The organism is Pseudooceanicola lipolyticus (assembly GCF_002786325.1).
Lineage (GTDB): Bacteria > Pseudomonadota > Alphaproteobacteria > Rhodobacterales > Rhodobacteraceae > Pseudooceanicola_C > Pseudooceanicola_C lipolyticus.
In genome coordinates this window covers 12611-35244 of the sequence record NZ_PGTB01000007.1, presented here as the reverse complement: position 1 = coordinate 35244, position 22634 = coordinate 12611, and the positions used below count along the sequence as shown (strand labels likewise).

Genomic DNA, 22634 nt, shown 5'->3' with positions numbered 1-22634 from the left:
GAAGCTCAGTCCTTCACGATGATCCGATCCAGTTGCCAAATACTACGAGAATAAATCACTTCGGTCTGAAAATCGGGGTTCGAGTCGTAGGGGTAGACGATCCAGAGGGGTCCCTTGTCGCGAATCGACATGGGTTCGTCATTGTGAAGAAAACTGACGATCGGCCATGTTTCACCCCAATTTTCGGCGGGTATGTCCACGGCGTAATCATTGATGGCGGTTGCGCTGAGGGTTTTCCCGCGGGCCTGCACCACGTCCATCAGTTGGGCCAACGGCACGCCAGTAAAAGTTTGCAGTCCCTCTGTCCATATCGTGGTGGTCTCGATCGTAACCACGCCGAGCTGTTCCAGCATGTCCCGGTCGAACTGCGCAGTATCTCCAACGTTGGTCACGCCGATGTCGCCACTGATGACCAGAATGACTTCGCCCTCCGGCGCAGCGAGTTCCGCAGCATAAAGGCGTAAAGGGGCGATGAGAAAAAGAGAAGCCAAGACAAGCTTTGGCAGGTTGAAGCAAGACATGTGAAGTTCTCCGAATGTGACCAAGTGGTTTATGCCACGGCTGTCGGTGCCGCGTCATCGGCGCATCGGTGCAGGGCACCTATCCGATCGTATAGGTGGCGGTGTGCGGGCAACTTACCGCCCGTGAAGCGATAGGTCTGACCAAGCGAGGTTTTCAGTCCGACGACTTAGGGTTTGTCCCCTTGCCCCTCGTTCCAGGGCTGGAGGTGATCCACGCACCTTCACCGCCGGCTGGCGTCGTCAATAGGCGCCACGACCTCCGACCACTGCGCGGAATGTCAGCAAGACAAGCATGAGGTCGAGAACGATCGTCCGCGACCGGACATAAGCGAGGTCCATGTCGATCATCTTCTCAAAACCGATCTCGGCACGGCCTGAAACCTGCCAAATACCGGTCAGTCCGGGTTTCGCCTCAAGGCGTTCGCGCGCGCGGTCGTGATAGGCCAGAACTTCCTCTGGCAAGGCCGGCCGTGGGCCGACAACTGCCATCTCGCCACGCAGCACGTTCAGGATTTGCGGCAATTCGTCGATCGAGAAGCGGCGCATAATCCTGCCGATCCGCGTGATCCGCGGATCGCTACGCGATTTGAAACACACGCCGTCGCGATCCGAATGCAGCAAGAGAGCCGCGCGCTGCGCTTCGGCATCCGCATACATCGACCGGAATTTCAGCATCTCGAATGGTTGACCGTCGCGCCCGATCCGGGTCTGTCGGAACAGGACCGGCCCGCGGCTGTCCAGCCGGATCGCAAGGGCCAGGCAGATAAAAAACGGCAGCAAAACAGCCAGGGCAGTCAGGGCAATCGTCAGGTCAAGACCCCGGCGCGCGACAGCGATCCGATCGGTCCTGGCGATGGCGTGGATTGCAGAGCGGGCGAGAAATGAGAAATTGCCGATCAGATAGCGTTTGGCCATTCGACGCGGCTCCATCGCCAATCGCCAAATCCACTCGCATTTCACTTTGCGCACAATCTTCGGGGCACGTCGGACACGGCCGGAGAGAAAATCGAACAGCGCGCCGACACCCAATGTGATGCGTGCATCGAGGTGCCGCGCATTGCGCGCCAACCACAGATCTTGCTGGGGCACACCCATGGCGACAAGGACGATGTCGGGACGCGCCCGGTTGATCGCCGCGATCGCGGCGCCGGTATCGGCCGAGCCCTCAAACCCGTCGCGCGTTCCGACCACGCGCAGACCTGGAATCTTCAAACACAACTTGTCGGCGGCATCCTTGGCGACGCCGGGCCGACCACCGAACAGGAAGACACTCAGGCCCCGCCTCCCCGCCTCGGCCAACAGCGCGGGAACGAAATCTGTCCCATTGAGATTTTCACGGATCGTGTCCCCTCCCATGCGCGCTGCCAGTTCGACCCCGATGCCATCGGGCAGCACCATATCCGCCGTATGCAGCGCATCCGCATAGTCCGGGTTGCGCGCCATCACATTCCCGCAATGGGCGTTCAGAAATGCAACCCGGCTGCGTCGTCCGGGTGCCAGAAGCCGTTCCACAACGGCCGGCGTCGAAGCCGAGACAACGGGCAGCCCGAATAGGGTGACATGGCCGAAAGACGGGGCTTCGACCCGCTTGGACGCGCGCGCGGTGTCGGCAGTGGGTGCCGGGCCGGAGAACTGAAAGTCGCTGAGATAGGTCACTGGGAACGCTCCTCATTTGATTGCGTTTCCAGTTACTTGCAATGAATTCACCCAAGCTTTCAAAAGCCCGAGAGGACAGTAAGCGGGGTCAAAGGAGGAGTGATCGGGGCTGATCAACTAGCCTTTTCCTCCCAAGGGATCGCAATGTTTGAGATCGGATTGCAGGCACCTATCCGGTTGGATAGCCGCGGTATCCGTGGGCGCCCTGTTTTTGCCAATTTGTTCGTGCTTACTGCGACATCTGAAAATCGAGTCAAGTTCTTCGATTTGTTGATGCCGAATTCCGGAGACACACATATGCTGATCCAGCAACGCAACTTTTCACAGAAGTCCGGTGCGACAGGAGGGAGCGAAATGCGAATACTGATCGCCGACGACCACGAGTTGCTGCGCGATACGCTGGTCCTGTTCCTGGAAAGCGAGGGCGGCATCGAAACGGTGACTGCGCCAGATCTGGCCAGCGCCGAGGAACTGGTAGCCAAGGACTCGTTCGACCTGGTCCTGCTGGACTATTCCATGCCCGGGATGAACGGTCTAGCCGGGCTTGAACGCATCATGGGTATGGATGGCGGACAGCGCGTTGCGATCATTTCGGGCACCGCAAAACGCGAAGTTGCCGAAGAGGTGCTGGCCAGCGGAGCCGCGGGGTTCCTGCCGAAAACGCTGTCTGCCAAGTCGCTGATCAACGCCGTCCGCTTCATGGCCATGGGCGAACAATATGCGCCACTGGATTTTCTTCGCGCCGCGGAGAACGAGCCGGAACATCCCTTGGCGAAATCCCTCTCGCAGCGCGAGATCGAGGTCCTGCAAGGTTTGACAGAGGGCAAATCGAACAAAGAAATCGCGCGCGATCTGGATATTCGTGAACCGACGGTCAAGCTGCATGTGAAAACGCTGTATCGCAAGATCGGCGCGTCAAACCGGACGCAGGCCGCGATGATCGCGCGTGACAAGGGCCTGTTCTGACCTATCCGATGGGGTAGTTCCATTCTCGATTGCCCCCTGCAGACATCCTTCCGCAGCCGCGCATGATCCTGGCGCCAGGTGTAGAACCCTGGGCAAGGAGAAACGCAAATGCCACGCCCGAATTTCAAATTGAATCAATTCTCTCTGCCGCGTCTGGTCCGAGTGCCGTTGCGCCAGCTGTCACCCGCCCGCCTGCTTTGCGGGGGGCGGCTCAATGATACCGGGCGCCTGCCCCGCTATGTCGGCCTGTTTGCAATTGGCGTCCTCTGCATATGGGCGCCGATCGTCAGCTACCTTCAAACCGCGCCGCTGAAATACACCAGCACCATGTCTCTGATTCTGCCGGGATCGGGCGCCTCTGCTTCGGTCAACCTCGATCGTATCGGGCAGGCATCCTCGTTTGCCAATTCGGCCTTCTCCAATAATGCGGTCAGCCCTACCGAAACCTACAAGCGTCTGCTTGGCGCCGGTCGCATTCTGGATACCGCGGCCGGTGCCATGCACATGAAGACCCGAGATTTCGGCAAGGCGCGGATCGAGCTGGTGGACCAGACCAGCCTTATTCACATCTCGATCACCGGCAACTCGCCGGAAGACGCCCAACGGCGCGGTGCGGCCTTGCTTGATGCGTTTTTCAGCGAGATCGAGGCGTTGCGCAATGACGAGGTGGTCACTCGCGAAGACAGCGGGCGCGATGCGATCGAGGAATACCGGCAATCGGTGCTTTCCACCCGCAATGAGATCTCGCGACTTCAGCGCGAAACCGGTCTTATCTCGGCCGCTCAATATCACGAACTGGTCTCTGAAACCGATGGCCAGGCGCAGGCGCTGGCGGAACTGGCGATCGAACTGGAGGAAAAAACCGAAGCTGTCTCCGCTTTGAAAATCACTCTCGGGACCGAACCCCATCTGGCGGCCGCGGCCCTCCGCCTTCATGCCGACACCGAATTCACCACCTTGACCGAACAGATGTCGGAGCAGGCGGCTGCGCTGTCCATGGCCCGCGGCCGCTATGGCAACAAGCACCCCGAAGTGCTGGCGGCAGAGACCGGCCAACGTGCCACTAAACACGAGGCCTTCAACCGGGCCCACGCCCTGACGGGGCTGAAGGCATCAGAGCTTGAAGATCTCGATCTCAGCCATGTCGGCAGCCGCGCCGGGTTGTTGAGCGATCTTGTGACCCTGGAAGCCGAGCGCGCCGGTCTGGCCGCAGAATACCAGGCGATGTCAATTCGATTGCAAGCCGCAGAAGCGCGCAAGCTGAGCCTGATCGAACCGGCCGCGAAACTGGAAGACCTCCAGCGCGATTTCGCCGTGGCCGAAGCTGTTTTTGCTTCTGCAATGGCGCGAACGCAGACCAGCAAAACCGATGTCTACGCCTCGTATCCGTTGGTCCAGGTATTGGAGGACCCGTCGTTGCCTACAGATCCCTCTTCCCCCAAACGTCTGCTGGCTGTTGCAGCCGGTTGTGCCGCGACATTTTGTTTCTTGCTTGGCCTGCTTCTCGGCTGGCTTCGAAAATCATTGATCTCCCGGCTGTTGCACAACCCGGTGCAGCCGATCCACGCGCCCCTTATGGCCGCGGAATGAACGCGCGCACTGACATCCAGCCGCACAACCCGGCCGAGGCCATGATCTTCCGGACACTGGTCTGGACCTGGCCGCTGTACTTTGTCGGTGCGCTCTACGTGGCAGGGCCTGTTCTGGCCTGGTTGCTGGGCGGGTTGGCGGCGCTGTCCCTGTACCTCGGGCCGGCCATCCGCCGCGATCTCCAGGCCACTGGCCCGGTTCCGCCAGTGGTTATGGCATGGTGTTTAGGGATGACGGTTATGCTTGTCGCGCTCTGGGTCGGTCATCTCGACTGGGGCCTGGGGCTGAAACAAACCATCAAGTCCTCGATCGGATGGGCCAAGGGGTGGGCGCTGCTCGCGCTGTTTCCCTTCGCCGGCGCCATCCTCCCGATCCGGCGCGAGGTGATCATTCGCGCCCAGTGTATCGTAGGTTTGTGGACGCTTGCGTTGCTGCCCGTTCTGTTCGTCGCGCCCTATGTCGGGCTGCCCGAAAAGCTGTTCACGTCGCCACTCAAAGCGATCGGCGGGCCCGGCCCCGAATATTTCTCGGTCTATTTCTTCACCTGGGACCCGGCAAGTTGGACGCCACGCTGGCAATTCTACGCGCCATGGTCGCCCTTTGCCGCGCTGCTGGGCGTGTTGCAGATCTGCTTTGCGATGGAAGAACGAAACATCCGGTGGCGGGCGATTGGCATCGCCGCCGGCACCGCGATGGTGCTGCTTTCCAAATCGCGCATGGGTCTTGTCGGACTGGTTGCGTGCACGCTGGGACCGCGCCTGGTGCCGTTGCTGTTGCGAGGCTGGGCCTGGCAGCTTCTCGCTGCCATTTCCGCCACCATGGCCGTGCTTGGGGCTGCGCTGCTGCAATCGGTCAAGGATGGTATCGCCGCCTTCAAGGGCGCGCGCGCCGACAGCACCCGTGTCCGTGAAACCCTACAGCGCATCGCGGGCGAGCGCTGGCAAAATGAAGCGTTCTGGTTCGGCCATGGCACAGTACAGCCCGGTCCGCATCTCGTTGAATATATGCCGATCGGAAGCCACCACACCTGGTGGGGGCTGCTGTTCGTGAAGGGGCTGGTCGGCTTTGTCGCCCTCCTGGTGCCCCTGGCATGGCAGACGCTGCTGTCGCTGGTCGACTCGGCCAGATCACCCCGAGGCTACCTGCCGCTGAGCATCTCGATGACCTTGGTCCTATTGTCGTTCGGGGAAAATATTGAAATCGAGGCCTACATGCTGTGGCCGGCGCTTGTCATTCTGGGAAGGCACGCTGCGGAGCTGCGATCGTGTCGAGCGTTGCCGTGCGCTAGCACCTCCGACACCACCACCCGCGACATTCCCATCGCGCAGCGATTTGGTGTTTGAGCCCATTTCGACGGATGCTGCACGCTGCACGGATCTTCGCCTGGCATCTGCGTGGCTGCATTATGGTCTTGCCGATGTGGTTCGATCGGAGCCTCGATGAACGCATGTAGTTTTATAGATACGGCGTAGCTGGTGGAGCAGGTCGACCAGAGGCTCGGCCGTTCCGCTACGGTGACCATTGAGCCTGGCGGAAAGATCATCAGGTCGCCTTCTTCGCCTATCACCTCGCCTTGGGTTGGGCAGAGAACATATTTGCTGCCGCGTTGGATGAAGAAGAAAAACGTAAGACGGAAATAGAGCTCGGTGAACGTGGCTGTCGTCGCTTGGGTGATCGGAAAAATGGAGACTTTACTTTCCACGGTGGCTCCCTGGTTCTTTAGGCATATCGCTGACAGGAGCTGCGCTCACCTCTGTCAGGTGCCCCCTTGCATTGGGCGGGTGCAACGTTGCCCGGCAGAACACACCGGGACGTCTACGGTCACGTACACTAGGCCATTGACCTTATTGGGAATCAATTGGCTTGAGAATGGTACGGCTGAGTTGAGCAGCCAAGATGCAGAGATTGGCGCGACCGCGGCGGATGCGACTTCTGTGCACGCTGTCGACCCCCGATGCCCCTAAGTGCTGCGCGCTGCACCAATGGCCGGTCTGGCGAAGCGGCGATGCCGCAGTCGACACCCTCGCTGCAGCGCCGCTTGGACGATTCGAGCGCTTTTCAGAGATTTCGGGCAGAGGCCCCAGCCTTTGAATATCCACCGCCTTGCCACAATCCAGCAACAAACATTCGTATGAGTTTCTCCGTCGATTGTGGACTAAACTTTGGAATGTGGATCAAGACGGTTTGAAAGATCTGATTGGCGAGATGGCGCGGCTTTGGGATTTGGTCCAACCCGCAAAGAAAATGAACAAATACATCCCGATTGCCGCATCGCTTGCGCCTGTCTTGATGGTGCTGAGCGCATCCGACGCTGGCGCTGCCGAGACCTACAAGGTGGACTACCTCGAAATCGAGGAATGCGAGTATGATCAGGTCGCCACGGTGTTCTCCAACGGCTGGGTGTTCGTTTGCGAAGATTACCAATACCCGTATCACTACGGGTCCGCGGTGTTGATCGTTGACCACCACGGGTACGGAGGGGCCAAGCTTTGCCTGTCTGGCAGCGTGTGCTTGAAGGGACGAATTGAATAAGATTCCCTCCCGTGGCATCCAAAGTGCAACGGGATATCCGGATCAATCGCCTGCCGGTTTCATAGGCTGACCCTCCCGCGATCTGTCCGTGCGCCACCAGCAACGGTTCGCCGGCGCGGCGACGGTCCTCTCTGACCGCCCCCCGCAGCCTCGAACCCCCGAGACGGAGGTCGGCTTTGGGCCGGGCCCGGCGTTGCCCGGCATCATGCTCGACTGTCCGCAAGGGGCCGTTCGCGTCCATCGATAGAAGGGGCGGGAAGCGATCGTTCGCTACACTTGCGAACGAGACTTTAGCTGAACTTGGAAGCGGACCTTCCACCAATGTCAATCCATCGCTCCTGAAGGATCCACACACAGGGCGGAAAGGTGAAGGAAGGCAGCGCGGTACGGCAGCTACAGTAAAACCAGGCAGCCGGACGACCTCCGGGCTGGCCTTTAAGTATTGGAAAGGCGCGCGTTGGGGCATGGACGGAAGCTGGCCAGCGTCCTGCCCCGCCTCAAGCCACGTTTGTATGACAGTGCCCGCGACAGGCGTCTTAGGAAATACATTTTATGATGTAGTTGTTCGGCATCCTCCGTCAGGCTAGAAAAAGCCTAAGATGTTATAGGCGAAGGTACCGAAAAGGGTGCGGGGAATGAAGAGAGCGCCGACCGAAGCGAGTTCAAACGTTACTAAGGGGAAAGCACTTCTATATTCCGCCATTTTGCTAGAGTTAACATTCTTCGGGCTGCTTCTTTTTGCCAAAGATTATACACCTGCCAGCTACACAATACGTCGTGCGACCTATGGAGTAACCTTAATAGCCATACTCGTATTACTCATTGTATTCATAATAACTAGGGCAAGAGATTTCTGGAATCTCTACATCTTCTATACATTCTTTTTTCTCTTTGTACTTACCGCCACTTACTACTTCGACTTTCGCCACATATCAGATTTTTCGTCAATATTCCTCGCGGCAGCGTACGATCTATTCAGATGGTATATCGTTGTAACGCTTCCGTTATTCGTAGCGATGACTCTATTCAACATATTTAAAGGCAGGCGCAACGGATAAAAATAACTCACAGAATCAAATAGACCGCCTTCATTATGCTGTCAGCTCAAATCGAGCGCGCCTTGCCTGGCTCAAGGCAAGTACCCCTGACAAGACCCAATGCAATATATCCTCACTCTGATTTTTCAATTCCGGCCTCCAGTACAGTCAATGTAAAATGGCACCATGATATGTTTTTACATGTACCCCACTATCTTTAAAGAAATCGCGCCCGCAATAACTTGCGAAAATCTCGTCTAGAAAAGTCACTCGCCCTTGAAATTCTTGTAATGGATAAACTTCGCAAGCGATATCCCTGGTTAATACGTCGCAATCCTTCAAGACATTCCTAAGATTTTCTCTGTATTCTCTTGGGCTGCTTTTTCTCACATGTGCGATAAGATTTGCATAATCTTTCTTAGACAGGAAATCGGCCCCGGTTGGGCAGATCAAAGTTAGATATGCTATATCGTTGGTTTCCATTGCCCGGAAGAACAAATTTTTATCTTCCTCATATGGACTTGGTTCGATACCAGAATAGACGACGCCACCAACGGCCATCATGGAAATCAATACGGCCGACACCCTTTTGAATAGTCGAAAGTTTTCGTTTTCCGTGATGCTGCTTGGTTTGATCAATGTCTTGCCGCTCCTCGCATCGTCGCTCGTTTCGCAGTTCAGTGGATTTTTGTACAATTGGCAAGTTTGACGGAACACCTAAAAGCACATGCAGATAGTGTGAGGCGAGAGCGAACCGGTTCTGCAAGGGGTGGAAGGCTGCCCTTAATGTCGCGCAGACGCCGCGTCACTTGGCGAGAGCGGCAGTGCGGGTTAGCCAACCAATGCTGCACCCGGCGTTCGATGCCCTCTTCGGATGAACTGCGCCGGAGAGCGCAGCGGCAAACGAACGGCAGCAATGGGCCGAGAGCGCCGCGATCGAACCCCCGAACCGGTGTTTCGCCTGCTAGGATCCACCACCTGCCGGCTTGGGGCCTTTGGGCTGCCGTTTTGGCGCGCCGGGTTTGTTGCGGGTTTTTCCTGGCCCCTTGCCCGACATGGCCGCTGCGGCGCGAGCGCGGTTCTTCTTGCTGCTCGGCTTGCCCTTGGGCGGCGGCGGCCCCTTTGGTTTACGGTTTGGCTTGGCGGCGCTACCGGGCTCCACAGGGGCGCGGTCGACCGCTTCCTTGCGGCCATCGCTGGTCCGGTGGGGGCGCTTTCGCTCGGGCGTCGTCGCCGGATCAGGTTCAGGGCCGGCCGGCACCGGTGCCTTGCCGCGATGCGGTTTGGAGCCGTGGGGTTTGCGTCCGGCGTTGCCCTTCCTGGGTCCCGCCCCCCTGGCCGCGAGGTCGGGGGGCGCAGCCAGTTGGGTGAGTTGCGCGCCCTTTTCCAGCACCATGCTCTCGCCCACGTTCGCCAGGAAACCCGCGACGGCCTCGTCGCGGATCTGCACGAAACTCCGGTCTTGCTGCACCCGGATTGCGCCGATGTCGTCTTTCGACAGGCCGCCCGCCTTGCAGAGCATCGGCAACAGGCGGCGCGGCTCGGCGCCCGCGTCGCGTCCACCTGACACGGCAAACCAGGTCGCGGGGCCGAACTCCCTGACGGGCTCGGGCTTGGCCCCCGGTTCGGCCAGTTCCTCGGGAGGGGCGCGCAGCGTGTGCAGCACGCGCAGGTAACCGGCGACGATCTGCTCGGGCGAAAACGCATCGAGAAGCCGCTTCGCGCTCGCCTGCTCTTCCTCGGTTGCCGGTTCCTGCCAGGTCGGGTCGGAAAACAGCCGCTCTTCATCCATCGCGCGGACCTCGGCGGCGGACGGCGCGCTGCCCCATTCGGCCGTGACCTTGGCCCAGCCCAGCAAGCGTTCGGCCTTCTTGCGCACGCGCGGCGTCACGATCAGCGCGCTCACGCCCTTGCGCCCGGCCCGGCCGGTGCGCCCGGAGCGGTGCAGCAGGGTCTCCTGGTTGGATGGCAGTTCGGCATGCACGACAAGATCGAGCCTTGGCAGGTCGATGCCGCGCGCCGCCACGTCGGTCGCGACGCAGACCCGCGCGCGCCCGTCACGCATCGCCTGCAAGGCGTGGGTGCGTTCGGATTGCGACAGCTCGCCCGACAGCGCCACCGCGTTGAACCCGCGGTTCGACAGCCGCGTCGCAAGCCGGTTGACCATCGCGCGCGTGTTGGCAAAGACCAGCGCATTGGGGGCTTCGTGATACCGCAACGTGTTGATCACCGCGTTCTCGACATCGCGTTCGGCCACCATCATCGCGCGGTACTCGATATCGTCGTGCTGCGGGGTTTCGGACCTGGCGACGATCCGTTCGGCGTTGTTCTGATAGCCTTTCGCGAGCGCGGCGATGGTCGGCGGAACGGTGGCCGAGAACAGCAAGGTCTGCCGCTCGGAGGGCAACTCGTCCAGGATGAATTCCAGCTCCTCGCGAAATCCGAGGTCGAGCATTTCGTCGGCCTCGTCGAGGACGACGGCGCGCACGGCGGAGAGATCGATGGAGCCGCGGGTGATATGGTCGCGCAGTCGCCCCGGTGTGGCGGCAACGATATGCGCCCCGCGTTCCAGCGCGCGGCGTTCGTCGCGCATGTCCATGCCTCCCACGCAGGAGGCCAGGACCGCCCCCGTTTTTGCATAAAGCCACCCGAGTTCGCGTTTGACCTGCAAGGCCAGCTCGCGCGTCGGGGCAATGACAATGGCAAGCGGTGTGGCACCCGGCGAGAAAACCTCACCGTCCCCCAGAAGCGTGGGCGCGATGGCAAGGCCGAAGCCCAGCGTCTTGCCCGAGCCGGTTTGCGCCGAAACCAGCAGGTCACGACCTTTCAAAGCGGGGTCGAGCACCGAGGTCTGAACCGGTGTCAACGTGGTGTATCCACGGTCATCGAGGGCCGCGCGAAGTGCAGGATGCATGGAGGAACTTTACTCTCGGGAACTGCTCGGAGTGATCCGGGCCGGCGAACGGGTAGGTTTCGCGCCCAAAAGGGCGCACAGCCAACCGCGTTTAGAGCAATTGCGATGGCTTGTATAGGTTCAAGACAGGGCAAGTGCACCCGGTGGCGCCTTGTCGCGCGCGGGATGCATAGGCCCTGGCCCGAGATCGAACGGTATGAGGGCAGCGACCTTGCCCTCCAATTCAGTGTTCACAGGAAGATCCGCATTCGGCCAGGTGAACTCGTGCCAAGGCCATCCGCCCCCGCTGCACACCGGGAATCGGTGGGACATGGAATAAAAGCAGGCGTTCAACGACTAAGCGGGGATGGTCGGCTTTGGGCCGAAAAGTCACGGTGCCCTGCCCGGTCGACCGCTTCCTGCGCCGCGGCGCCACAGGACCGCTGTACAGCCCATACCTACCAAAGCACGCGGCTGGCACTTATAATCGTGGCAACTTAAATCACCCAAGATTTGAAAGCTGGTCATGGCGCACAAGAACAAGGTTATCCGCTCGATCAATCTGGATGGCGAAACCATCTGCGTCGATATTTTTCGTCGCCCTGACAACACTTACGGTTTTGATGAGTATCGGAGAGACCCGGAAGACGGTCGAGGTTGGTATAGCATTGGGCGCTATGGCGCAGCTTCTTTCGGGACCTTCGATCAAGCATTTGCAGAGGCAAAGGCAAAGGTCTCATGGCTGAGGGATGCCGTTTCTGAATGACGGGGCTGTCCCGCTCACCGTCCGCTCGGCATCGCAAAAGTTGTGGAGCCGCAGCAAAAACCCGGTCTGATGAAACGCGTCGCAGCGTTCGACACCCTCGACGGCCTGCCGGTTTTGGACCGATCTCAGCGCCGCCACGACTCTGAGTGAAGCTTGCCACTGGCCATGACGGCTGGAGCGCGGTCTCACAGATGACCGGGTATCTCTTCCGCATCAGGTGGCCAGCAGCTTAATCTGGTAGGGTCTGGGATTTTTCGCTATTTTCCGCAACCAGCATGGCTGGTGGTTTTGATCATAGGATCGACGCAGCAAGAACTGCATATTCATGCAATGCGTGGATCGTATTCGGCATGGTCCCGGCTGAGTACCGCATCCTACAGCACCTCAACGTTACCGACGCTGGCCGTGCGGCCGGTGTGTAGAAACTGATCTATATCAGCATCATCCGCCTCGGGGGCACTTACTTTTCCGCCGAAGTATGAAGCAATCGCCAGAGCGAAGACGACATCAGGGCAAATGGCCTGGACGGGGCCGGCGGGCACAATTGCATGTATATCGAGCCGGATCTCGGACACATCAACAGCTACAAGGAACGCGGCAGGATTGCCAACAGCGCCGGAACTGACATCTACGTCCAAGGCCGCAAATGCCGTGAGAACCTTCGGCATCTGGCTTTTTCTGCGCCTCAAGAGGCGCTTCGCGAAAGAAAGGCCGTGCGATTCTGCTCGGGAAACTGGCAGCATCACTCCTGGATTTCACATCTTCCGATGACGGCTTCTTAGCCCGCCGAACACTGAAACTCGAGTGAGGCAAGATGAGCATTAAAGAGAAGCGGCCGTCATGGCGGACGGCCTAGTCCTTAAATGGGTCATACACCTAGAACTCCAGCCAATTCAGATCCGGATCGGGCGGGCTGTTGAAAACGAAGCTGTCACCGGCCGACGATACCGAGGCTATCTGCTCGCTCAGCGTGAACATGTCGATACGGGCGTGCTCACCACCATCCTTGCTTCCGCGGAAGGTGATTTCATCGCCGTAATCGAGCGACAGCGCGATCTGCTCAATCTCACGTGCGGCCGAGGCGGTGCCTCCTGCCCCTTGCCAGCCTGCAACCTGGACACCGTCGACCAGCACGGCGAATTGCGACACGCCGTCGTTTTCGTTGTACCAGGCCACGTCCAGGAGGTAGTCGCCGCTCGCACCGATGAAGGTGCCAGTGGCAAAGCCCGTGCCGGTCGACTTGATCACCGCACCGCCCGAGGCATCGGGATTGGGGATCGCCTCGACCTGATAGGCGCCGGAGAGATCGAGCGCCTCGGCCTCGGTATCGCCGATCCCGATCAGGGCGCCGTCGGGAAGGTCCCCCACCTCGATGATGACCGTGGCCTGGTCGCTGCCACCATTGCCGTCATCGACCTCGTAGGTGAAGCTGTCCGTGCCCGCAAAGGCTGCATTGGGCGCGTAGCTGAAGCTGCCATCCGCGTTCAGCGTGAGGCTCCCGTTGCTGACATCCGTCACCAGCGCGATGGTCAGCGGATCACCGTCGAGATCGCTGTCGTTGTCGAGAATGCCCGGCGCGGCCACGGTGAGCGATGTTCCGGCCTCGGTCTCGAAACTGTCATCCACCGCCTGCGGCGCGTTGTTGCCGTCGCTGGCCCCGATGGTGATTGCGTCGATCCGCGCATGTTCCCCGCCATTCTTGACCCCGCGCAGGACGATCTCGTCGCCGGTCTCGAGCGTCAACTCGATATGCCGGGTCTCGAGCGCACCGGAACTTGCGCCGCCCGCACCGGTCCAGGTCGCCACTTCGACCCCATCGACCAGGACCGCGAACTGCGAGACACCGTCATTCTCATTGAGCCAAGCGACATCCAACCAGTAGGCCCCGGTTGCGCCGGTGAAGGTGCCGGTGGCAAAGCCGGCATCCGTTCCGATTGCCTTGATCATCGCTCCGCCCGAGAAATCGGGGCTGGCATTCGCCTCCACCTGGTAGGCGCCCGACAGGTCCAGCGCCTCGGCCTCGGTGAGGCCGAGGCCGATGGTCGCGCCGGTTGGCTCCGGCTCGGTCTCCCGCTCCGTGACGATCAACGTATCGATCCGCGCCGGTTCACCCCCGCCCCTGATCCCCCGCAGGGTGATCTCGTCACCGGCCTCCAGCGAGACCGCGATATGCTCGATCTCGCGCGAACCTGACGCGGTGCCTCCTGCACCGGTCCAGGCAGCCACCTGCACCCCGTTGACCAGAGCCGCAAACTGCGAGACGCCGTCGTTCTCGTTGTACCAGGCCACGTCCAGCCAGTAGTCCCCCGCGGCGCCGGTGAAGGTGCCGGTGGCAAAGCCGGTCCCGGTCGATTTGATCACCGCGCCACCGGAGGTATCCGGGTTGGGGATAGCCTCCACCTGGTAGTCCCCGGACAGGACCAAGGTCTCTGCTTCGGTCTCGCCGAGGCCGATCTCGCCGGGCAGTTCAGGCCGGTCGTTGACCGCGAGCGTCACCGTGGCCTGGTCGGTGCCGCCATTGCCGTCATCGACCGCGTAGGTGAAGCTGTCGCTGCCGGTGAAATCCGCATCCGGCGTGTAGTCAAAGGTCCCGTCCGGGTTCAGGGTCAGGGAGCCGTTGCTGACGTCGCTCACGAGGCTGACCGACAGCGTATCGCCATCGATATCGCTGTCGGCGCCATTGCCGTTGTCGGCTAGGACATTCTCGCCGGTCAGCGCGCCATCCTCGGAGAGCGAGAAGCTGTCATCCTGCGCCATGGGCGCGTCATTCACCGCGCCGACGTCCAGGGTCACCGTGGCCTGGTCAGTCCCGCCATGGCCGTCATCGACCGCGTAGGTGAAGCTGTCGCTGCCGGTGAAATCGGCATCCGGCGTGTAGTCGAAGCTGCCATCCGGGTTCAGCGTCAGGGTGCCGTTGCTGACGTCCGAAATCAGCGAGACCGTCAGGGTGTCGCCATCGATATCGCTGTCGGCACCATTGCCATTGTCGGTGAGCACGCTCTGCCCGGTGAGGCTGGTATCTTCATTGAGGCTGAAGCTGTCATCCTGCGCGACGGGCGCGTCATTCAATGCGCCGACGTCCAGCGTCACCGTGGTCTGGTCGGTGCCGCCATTGCCGTCATCGACCGCGTAGGTGAAGCTGTCGCTGCCGGTGAAATCCGCATCCGGCGTGTAGTCAAAGGTCCCGTCCGGGTTCAGGGTCAGCGCGCCGTTGCTGACATCGCTCACGAGGCTGACCGACAGCGTGTCGCCATCAATATCGCTGTCAGCGCCGCTGCCATTGTCGGCCAAGACATTCTCGCCGGTCAGCGCGCCATCCTCGGAAAGCGAGAAGCTGTCATCCTGCGCTACGGGAGCGGTATTTAGCAGTTCGGCAAGGCTGATCGTGCCGTCGGCAAACTCAAACAGTTCGACATTGCTGACCAGGTCGGTTCCGTCCGTCCGGGGATCCGTGCGCGTATCGATGATCGTAAGCGTGCCATCGCCATTGTCGGTGGCGGCGTAATCTGAGCGACTGCCCGAATACTGAGCCGTGTCGGTGTCGGCTCCGCCATTGATCAGGTCGTTACCGGGGCCCCCTGAGATCAGGTCGTTCCCAGCACCACCTTCAAGAGCGTCGTCGCCACCCTGACCAAAAATCATGTCATCGCCGCTACCCGCCCAAACAACATCGTCGTTTTGTGCCGCAACGACTGTGGCGGGCTCGGCGAGCAAAGTGAGATCGGCAAAATCGGCTCCTGCTCCGAGCTGAAGGACCTCAAAATTCTCGAGGGAACCCAGACCAAAGCGGGTACCTACCAGATCGCTCTGATTGCCGGCCGAAAGAATATCGAAACCGTCGCCTCCGTCGTATCCCGCTGTGCTGACGACATAGACCCCGTCGAGATGAACGATACTGCCCGTTGACGGATTGGCCAGTGTTCCAACGAGTTGGATAGACGGACCTTCAAAATTGACGACTTCGTCACCTGCTGTAGCCTCGTCCGACAATGACAGACGGTCACTCTGCAGGATGTCGATCTTCAGCACCTGCGTGCGCTGCACACCCGCGCCGTCTTCCAGCGTGATGGTAACCACGTCACTCTCTGCCGTGGCGGTCGAGGGGTCATAGACGATGCCCTCGCCATCGAGACCCGAAAAGGTGACGCCTGCGCCATTGGCGCTGACCGCGGCGACGATGTGCTCGCCAGCCTCGACACGGTCGATCGGAGTCGGCAGGCTCTCTTCAAAGGTCGTCAGGTCGAAGGTTTCTTGCACGTCCAGCGTCACCGTCGCCTGGTCGGTTTCGCCGAAGGCATCGGTAATTTCGTAGGTGAAGCTGTCCGTGCCGATGAAGTCGGTATCCGGCGTGTAGTCAAAGCTGCCATCCGGGTTCAGCGTCAATGTCCCGTTGGATACGTCGGACACCAGGGAAACGGTGAGCGTGTCGCCCTCGGGATCGCTGTCGGCGCCGTTGCCATTATCGGCCAGCACGCTCTGCCCTATGAGGCTGGCATCCTCATCCAGGCTGAAGCCGTCGTCCTGCGCGACGGGAGCGGCATTCAGGAGTTCGGCAAATGATACCGTCGTGTCAGCGAAGCCGAAGAATTCGACATTGCGAACAAGGTCGGTGCCATCAGGAGAGTCGGTCCGGGTATCGACAATCGTAATGGTACCATCACCATTGTCGGTGACCGCATAGTCCGCGCGGTTGCCCGAGTAATAGGCCGTATCGGTATCGGCGCCGCCATCGATGATGTCGTCGTTTGCCCCGCCTATCAGTTGATCGTCGCCGAGCCCACCGTCAAGAAGATCATTGCCGTCAGCACCGATGATGGTATCGGCACCGCCACCAGCCCATACGATGTCGTCGCCGGAAGATGCAGCCAAATGCATCGAAGCGACAGCGCCCGTAAGGTCCGCAAAATCGCTTCCCGTGCTCAAGAAAATCGTTTCGATACTTGTCACAGATCCGAGACCGAACCGGGTACCGATCAGGTCACTTTGGGACGAGCTGATCAGCGTGTCATTTCCACCTTTACCGTCGTAGGCACCAATGTTTACCCTGTATGCATCATCAAGATGAACGGTCATGCCGGAGAACGGATTGGTCAGGGTCCCAACAAAGTTGGCCAGATCCAGACTGTGAAAGTTCTGCATGTCATTCCCACCCGTGCCATCCACCGGCGTCAGTACCCGGTCGCTCTGCAGGATGTCGATCTTCAGTACCTGCGTGCGTTGAACACCCGATTCATCTTCCAGCGTGATGGTGACAACGTCACTCTCTGCGGTGGCGGTCGAAGGGTCATAGACGATGCCCTCACCCTCGAGACCCGTGAAGGCGACACCCGCACCATTGGCACTGACCGCGGCGACGATGTGCTCGCCTTCCCCGACCCGGTCGATCGGCGTCGGTTCGCTGGCCTCGAAAGTGAGAAGGTCAAACACCTCGCCCGACAGCACGCCGCTATAGGACAGAACGGTCGTTTTGCCGTCCAGGTCGGTCGCCCGGATCTCGAGGTCATAGGCCGGCGAGGCGCCGTAATAGAGCGCCTTGAAGTCCGCCAGGACCAGCTGATTACCCAGGATTCCGAAGGCACCCGAACTGTCCGACACGATTTCGTAGGTGTATTGCGTGTTGACGGCGCCATCATTGCCGAGATCAGCAAAGGGCATACCATCTTCGAGTTCGGAAATGTGCCCGAGTTCCTCGACGAAAAGCGTTTCGGGAGTATCGAAGGAGGGCGTGAACACCTGCGACTTGATCGCAGGGCCATCACCATCCTGCGCCGGGTCGTAGGTACCCCATGCCACAACGATATTGCCGTTGGTCAAGGATGTAATCGCTGGAAAGTTCTGTGAGCTTTCCGTTTCGCTGTTCACCAGGAACTCGGTGCCCACAGGATTGCCGTTCTGGTCAAACACCTGTGCTTTGATGGCGTCGCTGCTGCCGTCCTGCGAACTGTCACTCGTTTTCCAGGATACGACGAAACCGCCATCGGGAAGCACGCTGATTGCCGGGCTGTTCTGGACCGACTCCACTTCCGTATTGACGACGAAATCATCGTCGCGCGGTGTGCCATCCGCATCATAGAGCCGGGCGATGATAGCATATGTGCTTCCGTCCCGTGTGTAGTCCTGATCGGTCCAGGCAACAGCGAAACCGCCATCTTGCAACGCCGTGATCACCGGTTCGCCCCGGCCGGAAGTCGTCGAGATATTGACCGTGAACTCACTTCCGACGAGAACTCCACTGGCGTCGTAGACAGCGGCATTGATGCTGGTTTCCGACCGCCAAACCGCGGCGAACCCGCCGCCTTCCAGACCAGCGACTGATGCCTGATCCTGAGAGCCGCTGGTGGTCTGGTTGACCGATATCTCGCCCCCGACCTTCGTGCCGTTGGCGTCGAAGCGTTGCGCACGGACGTCGTTGCCGACAGTCGTGGCGCCATTGTTATTGCTGACCCATCCGACCACGAACCCACCATCTGACAGAGATGAGATCGTTGGGAACTCCTGCTGGCCTCCGCCATCGGTGTTGACCAGGAACTCACCGCCGCGCATCGTACCGTTGGCATCGAAGACCTGGGCTTTAATCGCGTCGCGGTCACCGTCTTGGCTGGTGTCTTGCGTTTTCCAAGCGACTGCGAATCCACCGTCATCCAGTGCCGTGACAACCGCTCTGCGCTGGCTATAAGCGGTGTCGGAGTTGACCTGAAATTCACCGCCGATGGCCTGGCCATCCGCATCGTAGAGCTGGGCCCTGATCTCGAACGGGCTGGACGTCGCGCTGTCGTAGCTTTCCCAGGTCACGACATAGCCGCCGCCCGCGAGGCCTGTCACCGAGGGAGAGAACTGAAAGGAATATGCAGCGGTATTCACCAGCGTCTCGGGTCCGAGCCGTTCATACAGATCGGTGCCGACGGTCACCGTCACCGTGCCAGTCGCGGTCCCCGAAGCGCCATCGGAAACCTCGTAGGTAAAGCTGTCTTCACCGACAAAATCTGCGGGCGGCGTGTAGGTGATCGTCCCGTCCGGGTTGACCTGCGTGGTGCCCCCCTCGACGCTGCCGGAGGAGGACGTCACCGTCAGTGTGTCGCCGTCAATGTCGGTATCGTTGTCCAGAACCGCAACGGTGACCGGCGTATCCTCGTCGGTCCGACCGATGTCGGACGCGGCCGAGGGATCATCGTTCACCGCATCGACGTCCAGTGTCACCGTGGCCTGGTCGGTGCCGCCATTGCCGTCGTCCACCGCGTAGGTGAAGCTGTCGCTGCCCGCGAAGTCCGCATCCGGCGTGTAGTCGAAGCTGCCGTCGAGGTTCAGCGTCAGGGAGCCGTTGCTGACGTCCGAGACCAGCGAGACGGAGAGCGTATCGCCATCGATATCGATGTCCGCTCCGTTGCCGTTATCGGCCAGAACGCTCTCGCCGGTCAGCGCGCCATCCTCGGAGAGCGAGAAGCTGTCATCCTGCGCCACGGGGGCGTCGTTCAGATCCACCGCGGAAAACACCCGCGCCTTGATAGCGGCCCCGCTGCCGTCCTGGGTAGTGTCGCTGGTGTACCAGGTCACCACAAAGCCTCCATCTGGCAGTGCGGTGATCGCGGGGGAATCCTGATGAAGCACCGTCTCGGAATTGACCAGGAATTCGCTGCCCTGGGCGGCGCCGGAGGCATCGAACGCCTGCGCCTTGATGGCATACCCGTTTCCGTCCTGGGTTGTGTCCCGCGTGGTCCATGTCACCACGAAGCCGCCGTTTGTCAGCGCGGTGATCGCGGGCTGATTCTGATCATCCCATGTCTCGGAATTGACCAGGAATTCGCTGCCCTGGGCGGTGCCGGAAGCATCGAAAACCTGCGCCTTGATGGCAGACCCGCTACCGTCCTGACTCGCGTTTTGCGTATACCACGTCACCACGAAACCGCCGCCCTTCAGGGCGGTAATGGCGGGCACGGACTGGTGGCTCACGGTTTCGGAATTGACCAGGAATTCAGTTCCCTGGGCAGCGCCGGTGGCGTCGAAGACCTGCGCCTTGATGGCATACCCGCTGCCGTCCTGGGTAGTGTCCGCGGTCCACCATGTCACCACGAAACCGCCGTTTGAGAGCGCGGTGATCGCGGGTTCGTACTGAGAATCCACCGTCTCGGAATTGACCAGGAATTCGCTGCCCTGGGCGGTGCCGGAGGCATCGAACATCTGCGCCTTGATGGCATACCCACTACCATCCTGCGTCGTGTCACCCGAGACCCACGCCACCACGAAGCCACCGCCCAACAGCGCGGTGCTCGCGGAGAAGTCCTGAAAACTCAACGTCTCGGAGTTTACCAGGAACTCGCCGCCTTGGGCGGTGCCGGAGGCGTCGAACAGCTGCGCCTTGATGGCGGTCCCGCTGCCGTCCTGGGTGGAGTCCTGCGTGGTCCAGGTCACCACGAAGCCGCCGCTCGACAGCGCGGTGATCGCGGGGTGATATTGATTATTCACCGTCTCGGTGTTGACCAGGAATTCATTGCCTTGGGCGGTACCGGAAGCGTCGAAAACCTGCGCCTTGATGGCAGACGAGCTACCGTCCTGGGCTGAATCCTGCGTGGACCACGTCGCCACGAAACCGCCGTTTGAAAGCGCAGTTATCGCGGGTTCATATTGATTATTCACCGTCTCGGTGTTGACCAGGAATTCATTGCCCGCCTCATACCGGTCTTCGAGGCTGCTGTCGGTCACGGTCAGGTCAAAGGTCTTGTCCAGCGTATTGCCTTCCGGCCCGGTGACGCGCACGACCACCGAAACCGTCGGCATGGTCTCATAGTCAAGCGCAGCGGCATTTCCGATGACCAGCTTGTTGCCGTCGATGACAAAGGCACCGCTCGGGTCCGAGATAATCTCGTAGCTGTGCGCGCCATTTACAGCGCCGGTAGCCGTCAGGGTTGCCACCGCCAGGTTGCCGATTGCGGTTTCGCTAACCTCGCTCGTCGAAAGTTCGACATCCATCGGTGCGCCGGAATAGGGCTGAAACACCTGCGCCTTGATGGCCGTGCCGTTGCCGTCTTGCGTCACATCATCCGTGTACCACGTCACCACGAAGCCACCGTCCGACAGCGCGGTGATCGCGGGAGCTTCCTGAGAATTCGCCGTCTCGGAATTGACCAGAAATTCGCTGCCCTGGGCGGCGCCGGAGGCATCGAACACCTGCGCCTTGATGGCAGTCCTGCTGCCGTCTTGGGTGGAGTCATTCGTATGCCACGTCACCACGAAGCCTCCGGTCGCGAGCGCGGTGATCGCGGGAATGTATTGATAATCCACCGTCTCGGAATTGACCAGGAATTCGCTGCCTTGCGCGGTGCCGGAGGCATCGAAGATCTGCGCCTTGATGGCAGACCCACTACCGTCCTGGGCAGGGTCCTGCGTGTACCACGCCACCACGAAGCCGCCGTCCGACAGCGCGGTGATCGCGGGGGTGAACTGACTGTCTGCGGTTTCGGAATTGACCAGCAATTCGCTGCCCTGGGCGGCGCCGGAGGCATCAAAGACCTGCGCCTTGATGGCATAACCGTTTCCGTCCTGGGCAGTATCGTGTGTGCGCCACGTCACCACGAAGCCGCCGCCCGACAGCGCGGTGATCACTGGATCGTGTTGAAAATCCGCTGTTTGGGTGTTGACCAGGAACTCGCTGCCCTGGGTGGCGCCGGAGGCATCGAACAGCTGCGCCTTGATGGCAGTCCCGCTGCCGTCCTGGGCAGTATCGTGTGTGCGCCACGTCACCACGAAGCCGCCGTCCGACAGCGCGGTGATCGCCGGATCGTATTGATTGTTCAGAGTTTCCGAATTGACCAGGAACTCGCTGCCCTGGGCGGCGCCGGAGGCATCGAACAGCTGCGCCTTGATGGCAGTCCCGCTGCCGTCCTGGGCAGTATCGTGTGTGCGCCACGTCACCACGAAGCCGCCGCCCGACAGCGCGGTGATCGCGGGGGCGTACTGATAGTACAGCGTTTCGGAATTGACCAGAAACTCGCTGCCTTGCGCAGTTCCGGCGGCGTCAAAGATTTGTGCCTTTATGGCTGAAGAGCTGCCGTCCTGGAGGGAGTCGTTTGTTCGCCACGTCACCACGAAATCGCCGTTCGAAAGCGCGGCGATTGCGGGCTCAAATTGACTCCCCTCTGTCTCGGAATTGACCAGAAACTCTTCACCCAGCCGTTCGTAGAAATCGGTCAAATCAATTCTCCAACAATTCACAGGGCACACAAGGTGACCAAAAACTCAACGCTGCTTCAAAAAACGGTCAATAAATAACCACGAAACGCCCAATTTTGGCCAAATTCAGGAATGAGCATCTATGCGTCAAGCAGATTCAAGCACCCTAAACACAATCATGGCGCGATCGACCGCAGCCGCATTTGCAATATTTTCCATGAAAACTGGCTGAAAATTGACATCGTTGCCTTGAGACAGTGCCGTCGAATTGAAGGCCAATCCGACACGATGCGCCAGCTGCGACAATGACAGTTCTACGTCAACGGATTGGATTGTTCCCGGGGGCTGAAAAGTTCTCAACATCCATTCAAGAATCTTGATCCGAGGACTCCCAAAAAATGACCAAAAGCGGGGATGGCGCGCGACAGCGACCTCTTCGGTCAGGTTCCTGCCGCAGTGTCCGTATCGAGCATGTGCGGTCCGACGAGACGGACTATCCGCGCAGAATC

Annotated in this window: 12 protein-coding genes; 5 read left to right on the top strand and 7 right to left on the bottom strand. The window is 60.1% G+C overall.

The window, feature by feature from the left end; genetic code table 11:
* Positions 1–5: 5 nt before the first annotated feature.
* Together CVM52_RS04495 and CVM52_RS04490 are read right to left on the bottom strand one after the other, a co-directional pair.
* Complete coding sequence (locus tag CVM52_RS04495; RefSeq protein ID WP_100161408.1) at positions 6–521, bottom strand: putative pterin-binding protein; 516 nt, start codon at positions 519–521, stop codon at positions 6–8.
* A 240-nt stretch (positions 522–761) separates the two neighbouring features.
* Positions 762–2177, bottom strand: coding sequence for a sugar transferase (locus CVM52_RS04490; RefSeq protein WP_100161407.1), 1416 nt, complete (start codon positions 2175–2177; stop codon positions 762–764).
* Between the two features lie 354 nt (positions 2178–2531).
* Between CVM52_RS04490 and CVM52_RS04485 the strand changes: the two genes are divergently transcribed.
* The 4 genes from CVM52_RS04485 (at position 2532) to CVM52_RS04465 (ending at position 7265) form a co-directional block, all read left to right on the top strand.
* A complete protein-coding gene (locus CVM52_RS04485) occupies positions 2532–3143 on the top strand; it encodes a response regulator transcription factor (protein WP_100161406.1) in 612 nt (203 codons plus the stop codon).
* 108 nt (positions 3144–3251) lie between these two features.
* Entirely contained in the window at positions 3252–4733 is a 1482-nt protein-coding gene (locus tag CVM52_RS04480) for a GumC family protein (RefSeq protein WP_100161405.1), read from the top strand.
* The gene (locus tag CVM52_RS04475) at positions 4730–6076 is read left to right on the top strand and encodes an O-antigen ligase family protein (protein ID WP_240620861.1); all 1347 of its coding nucleotides are present in this window, start codon (positions 4730–4732) and stop codon (positions 6074–6076) included. Before CVM52_RS04480 ends, CVM52_RS04475 begins: the two co-directional genes overlap by 4 nt.
* A gap of 841 nt (positions 6077–6917) precedes the next feature.
* Positions 6918–7265 carry a hypothetical protein gene (locus CVM52_RS04465; protein WP_133119785.1) on the top strand — a complete coding sequence of 116 codons (348 nt, stop codon included), beginning with the start codon at positions 6918–6920 and terminating at the stop codon, positions 7263–7265.
* Positions 7266–8470: 1205 nt separating this feature from the next.
* Here CVM52_RS04465 and CVM52_RS26530 read toward each other — a convergent pair.
* Positions 8471–8941, bottom strand: coding sequence for a hypothetical protein (locus tag CVM52_RS26530; protein WP_133119784.1), 471 nt, complete (start codon positions 8939–8941; stop codon positions 8471–8473).
* 325 nt (positions 8942–9266) lie between these two features.
* Complete coding sequence (locus CVM52_RS04460; RefSeq protein ID WP_100161403.1) at positions 9267–11216, bottom strand: DEAD/DEAH box helicase; 1950 nt, start codon at positions 11214–11216, stop codon at positions 9267–9269.
* A 505-nt stretch (positions 11217–11721) separates the two neighbouring features.
* Between CVM52_RS04460 and CVM52_RS04455 the strand changes: the two genes are divergently transcribed.
* Positions 11722–11961 (top strand): hypothetical protein, encoded by a 240-nt coding sequence (locus tag CVM52_RS04455; RefSeq protein ID WP_100161402.1) that lies wholly within the window; start codon positions 11722–11724, stop codon positions 11959–11961.
* Positions 11962–12335: 374 nt separating this feature from the next.
* Here CVM52_RS04455 and CVM52_RS04450 read toward each other — a convergent pair whose 3' ends face one another.
* From CVM52_RS04450 to CVM52_RS26790, 3 genes are all read right to left on the bottom strand, one after another.
* Entirely contained in the window at positions 12336–12629 is a 294-nt protein-coding gene (locus tag CVM52_RS04450) for a hypothetical protein (protein WP_100161401.1), read from the bottom strand.
* A gap of 208 nt (positions 12630–12837) precedes the next feature.
* Complete coding sequence (locus CVM52_RS04445) at positions 12838–22146, bottom strand: cadherin-like domain-containing protein (RefSeq protein WP_100161400.1); 9309 nt, start codon at positions 22144–22146, stop codon at positions 12838–12840.
* 126 nt (positions 22147–22272) lie between these two features.
* Positions 22273–22431, bottom strand: coding sequence for a hypothetical protein (locus CVM52_RS26790; RefSeq protein WP_172720904.1), 159 nt, complete (start codon positions 22429–22431; stop codon positions 22273–22275).
* Positions 22432–22634: the final 203 nt, after the last annotated feature.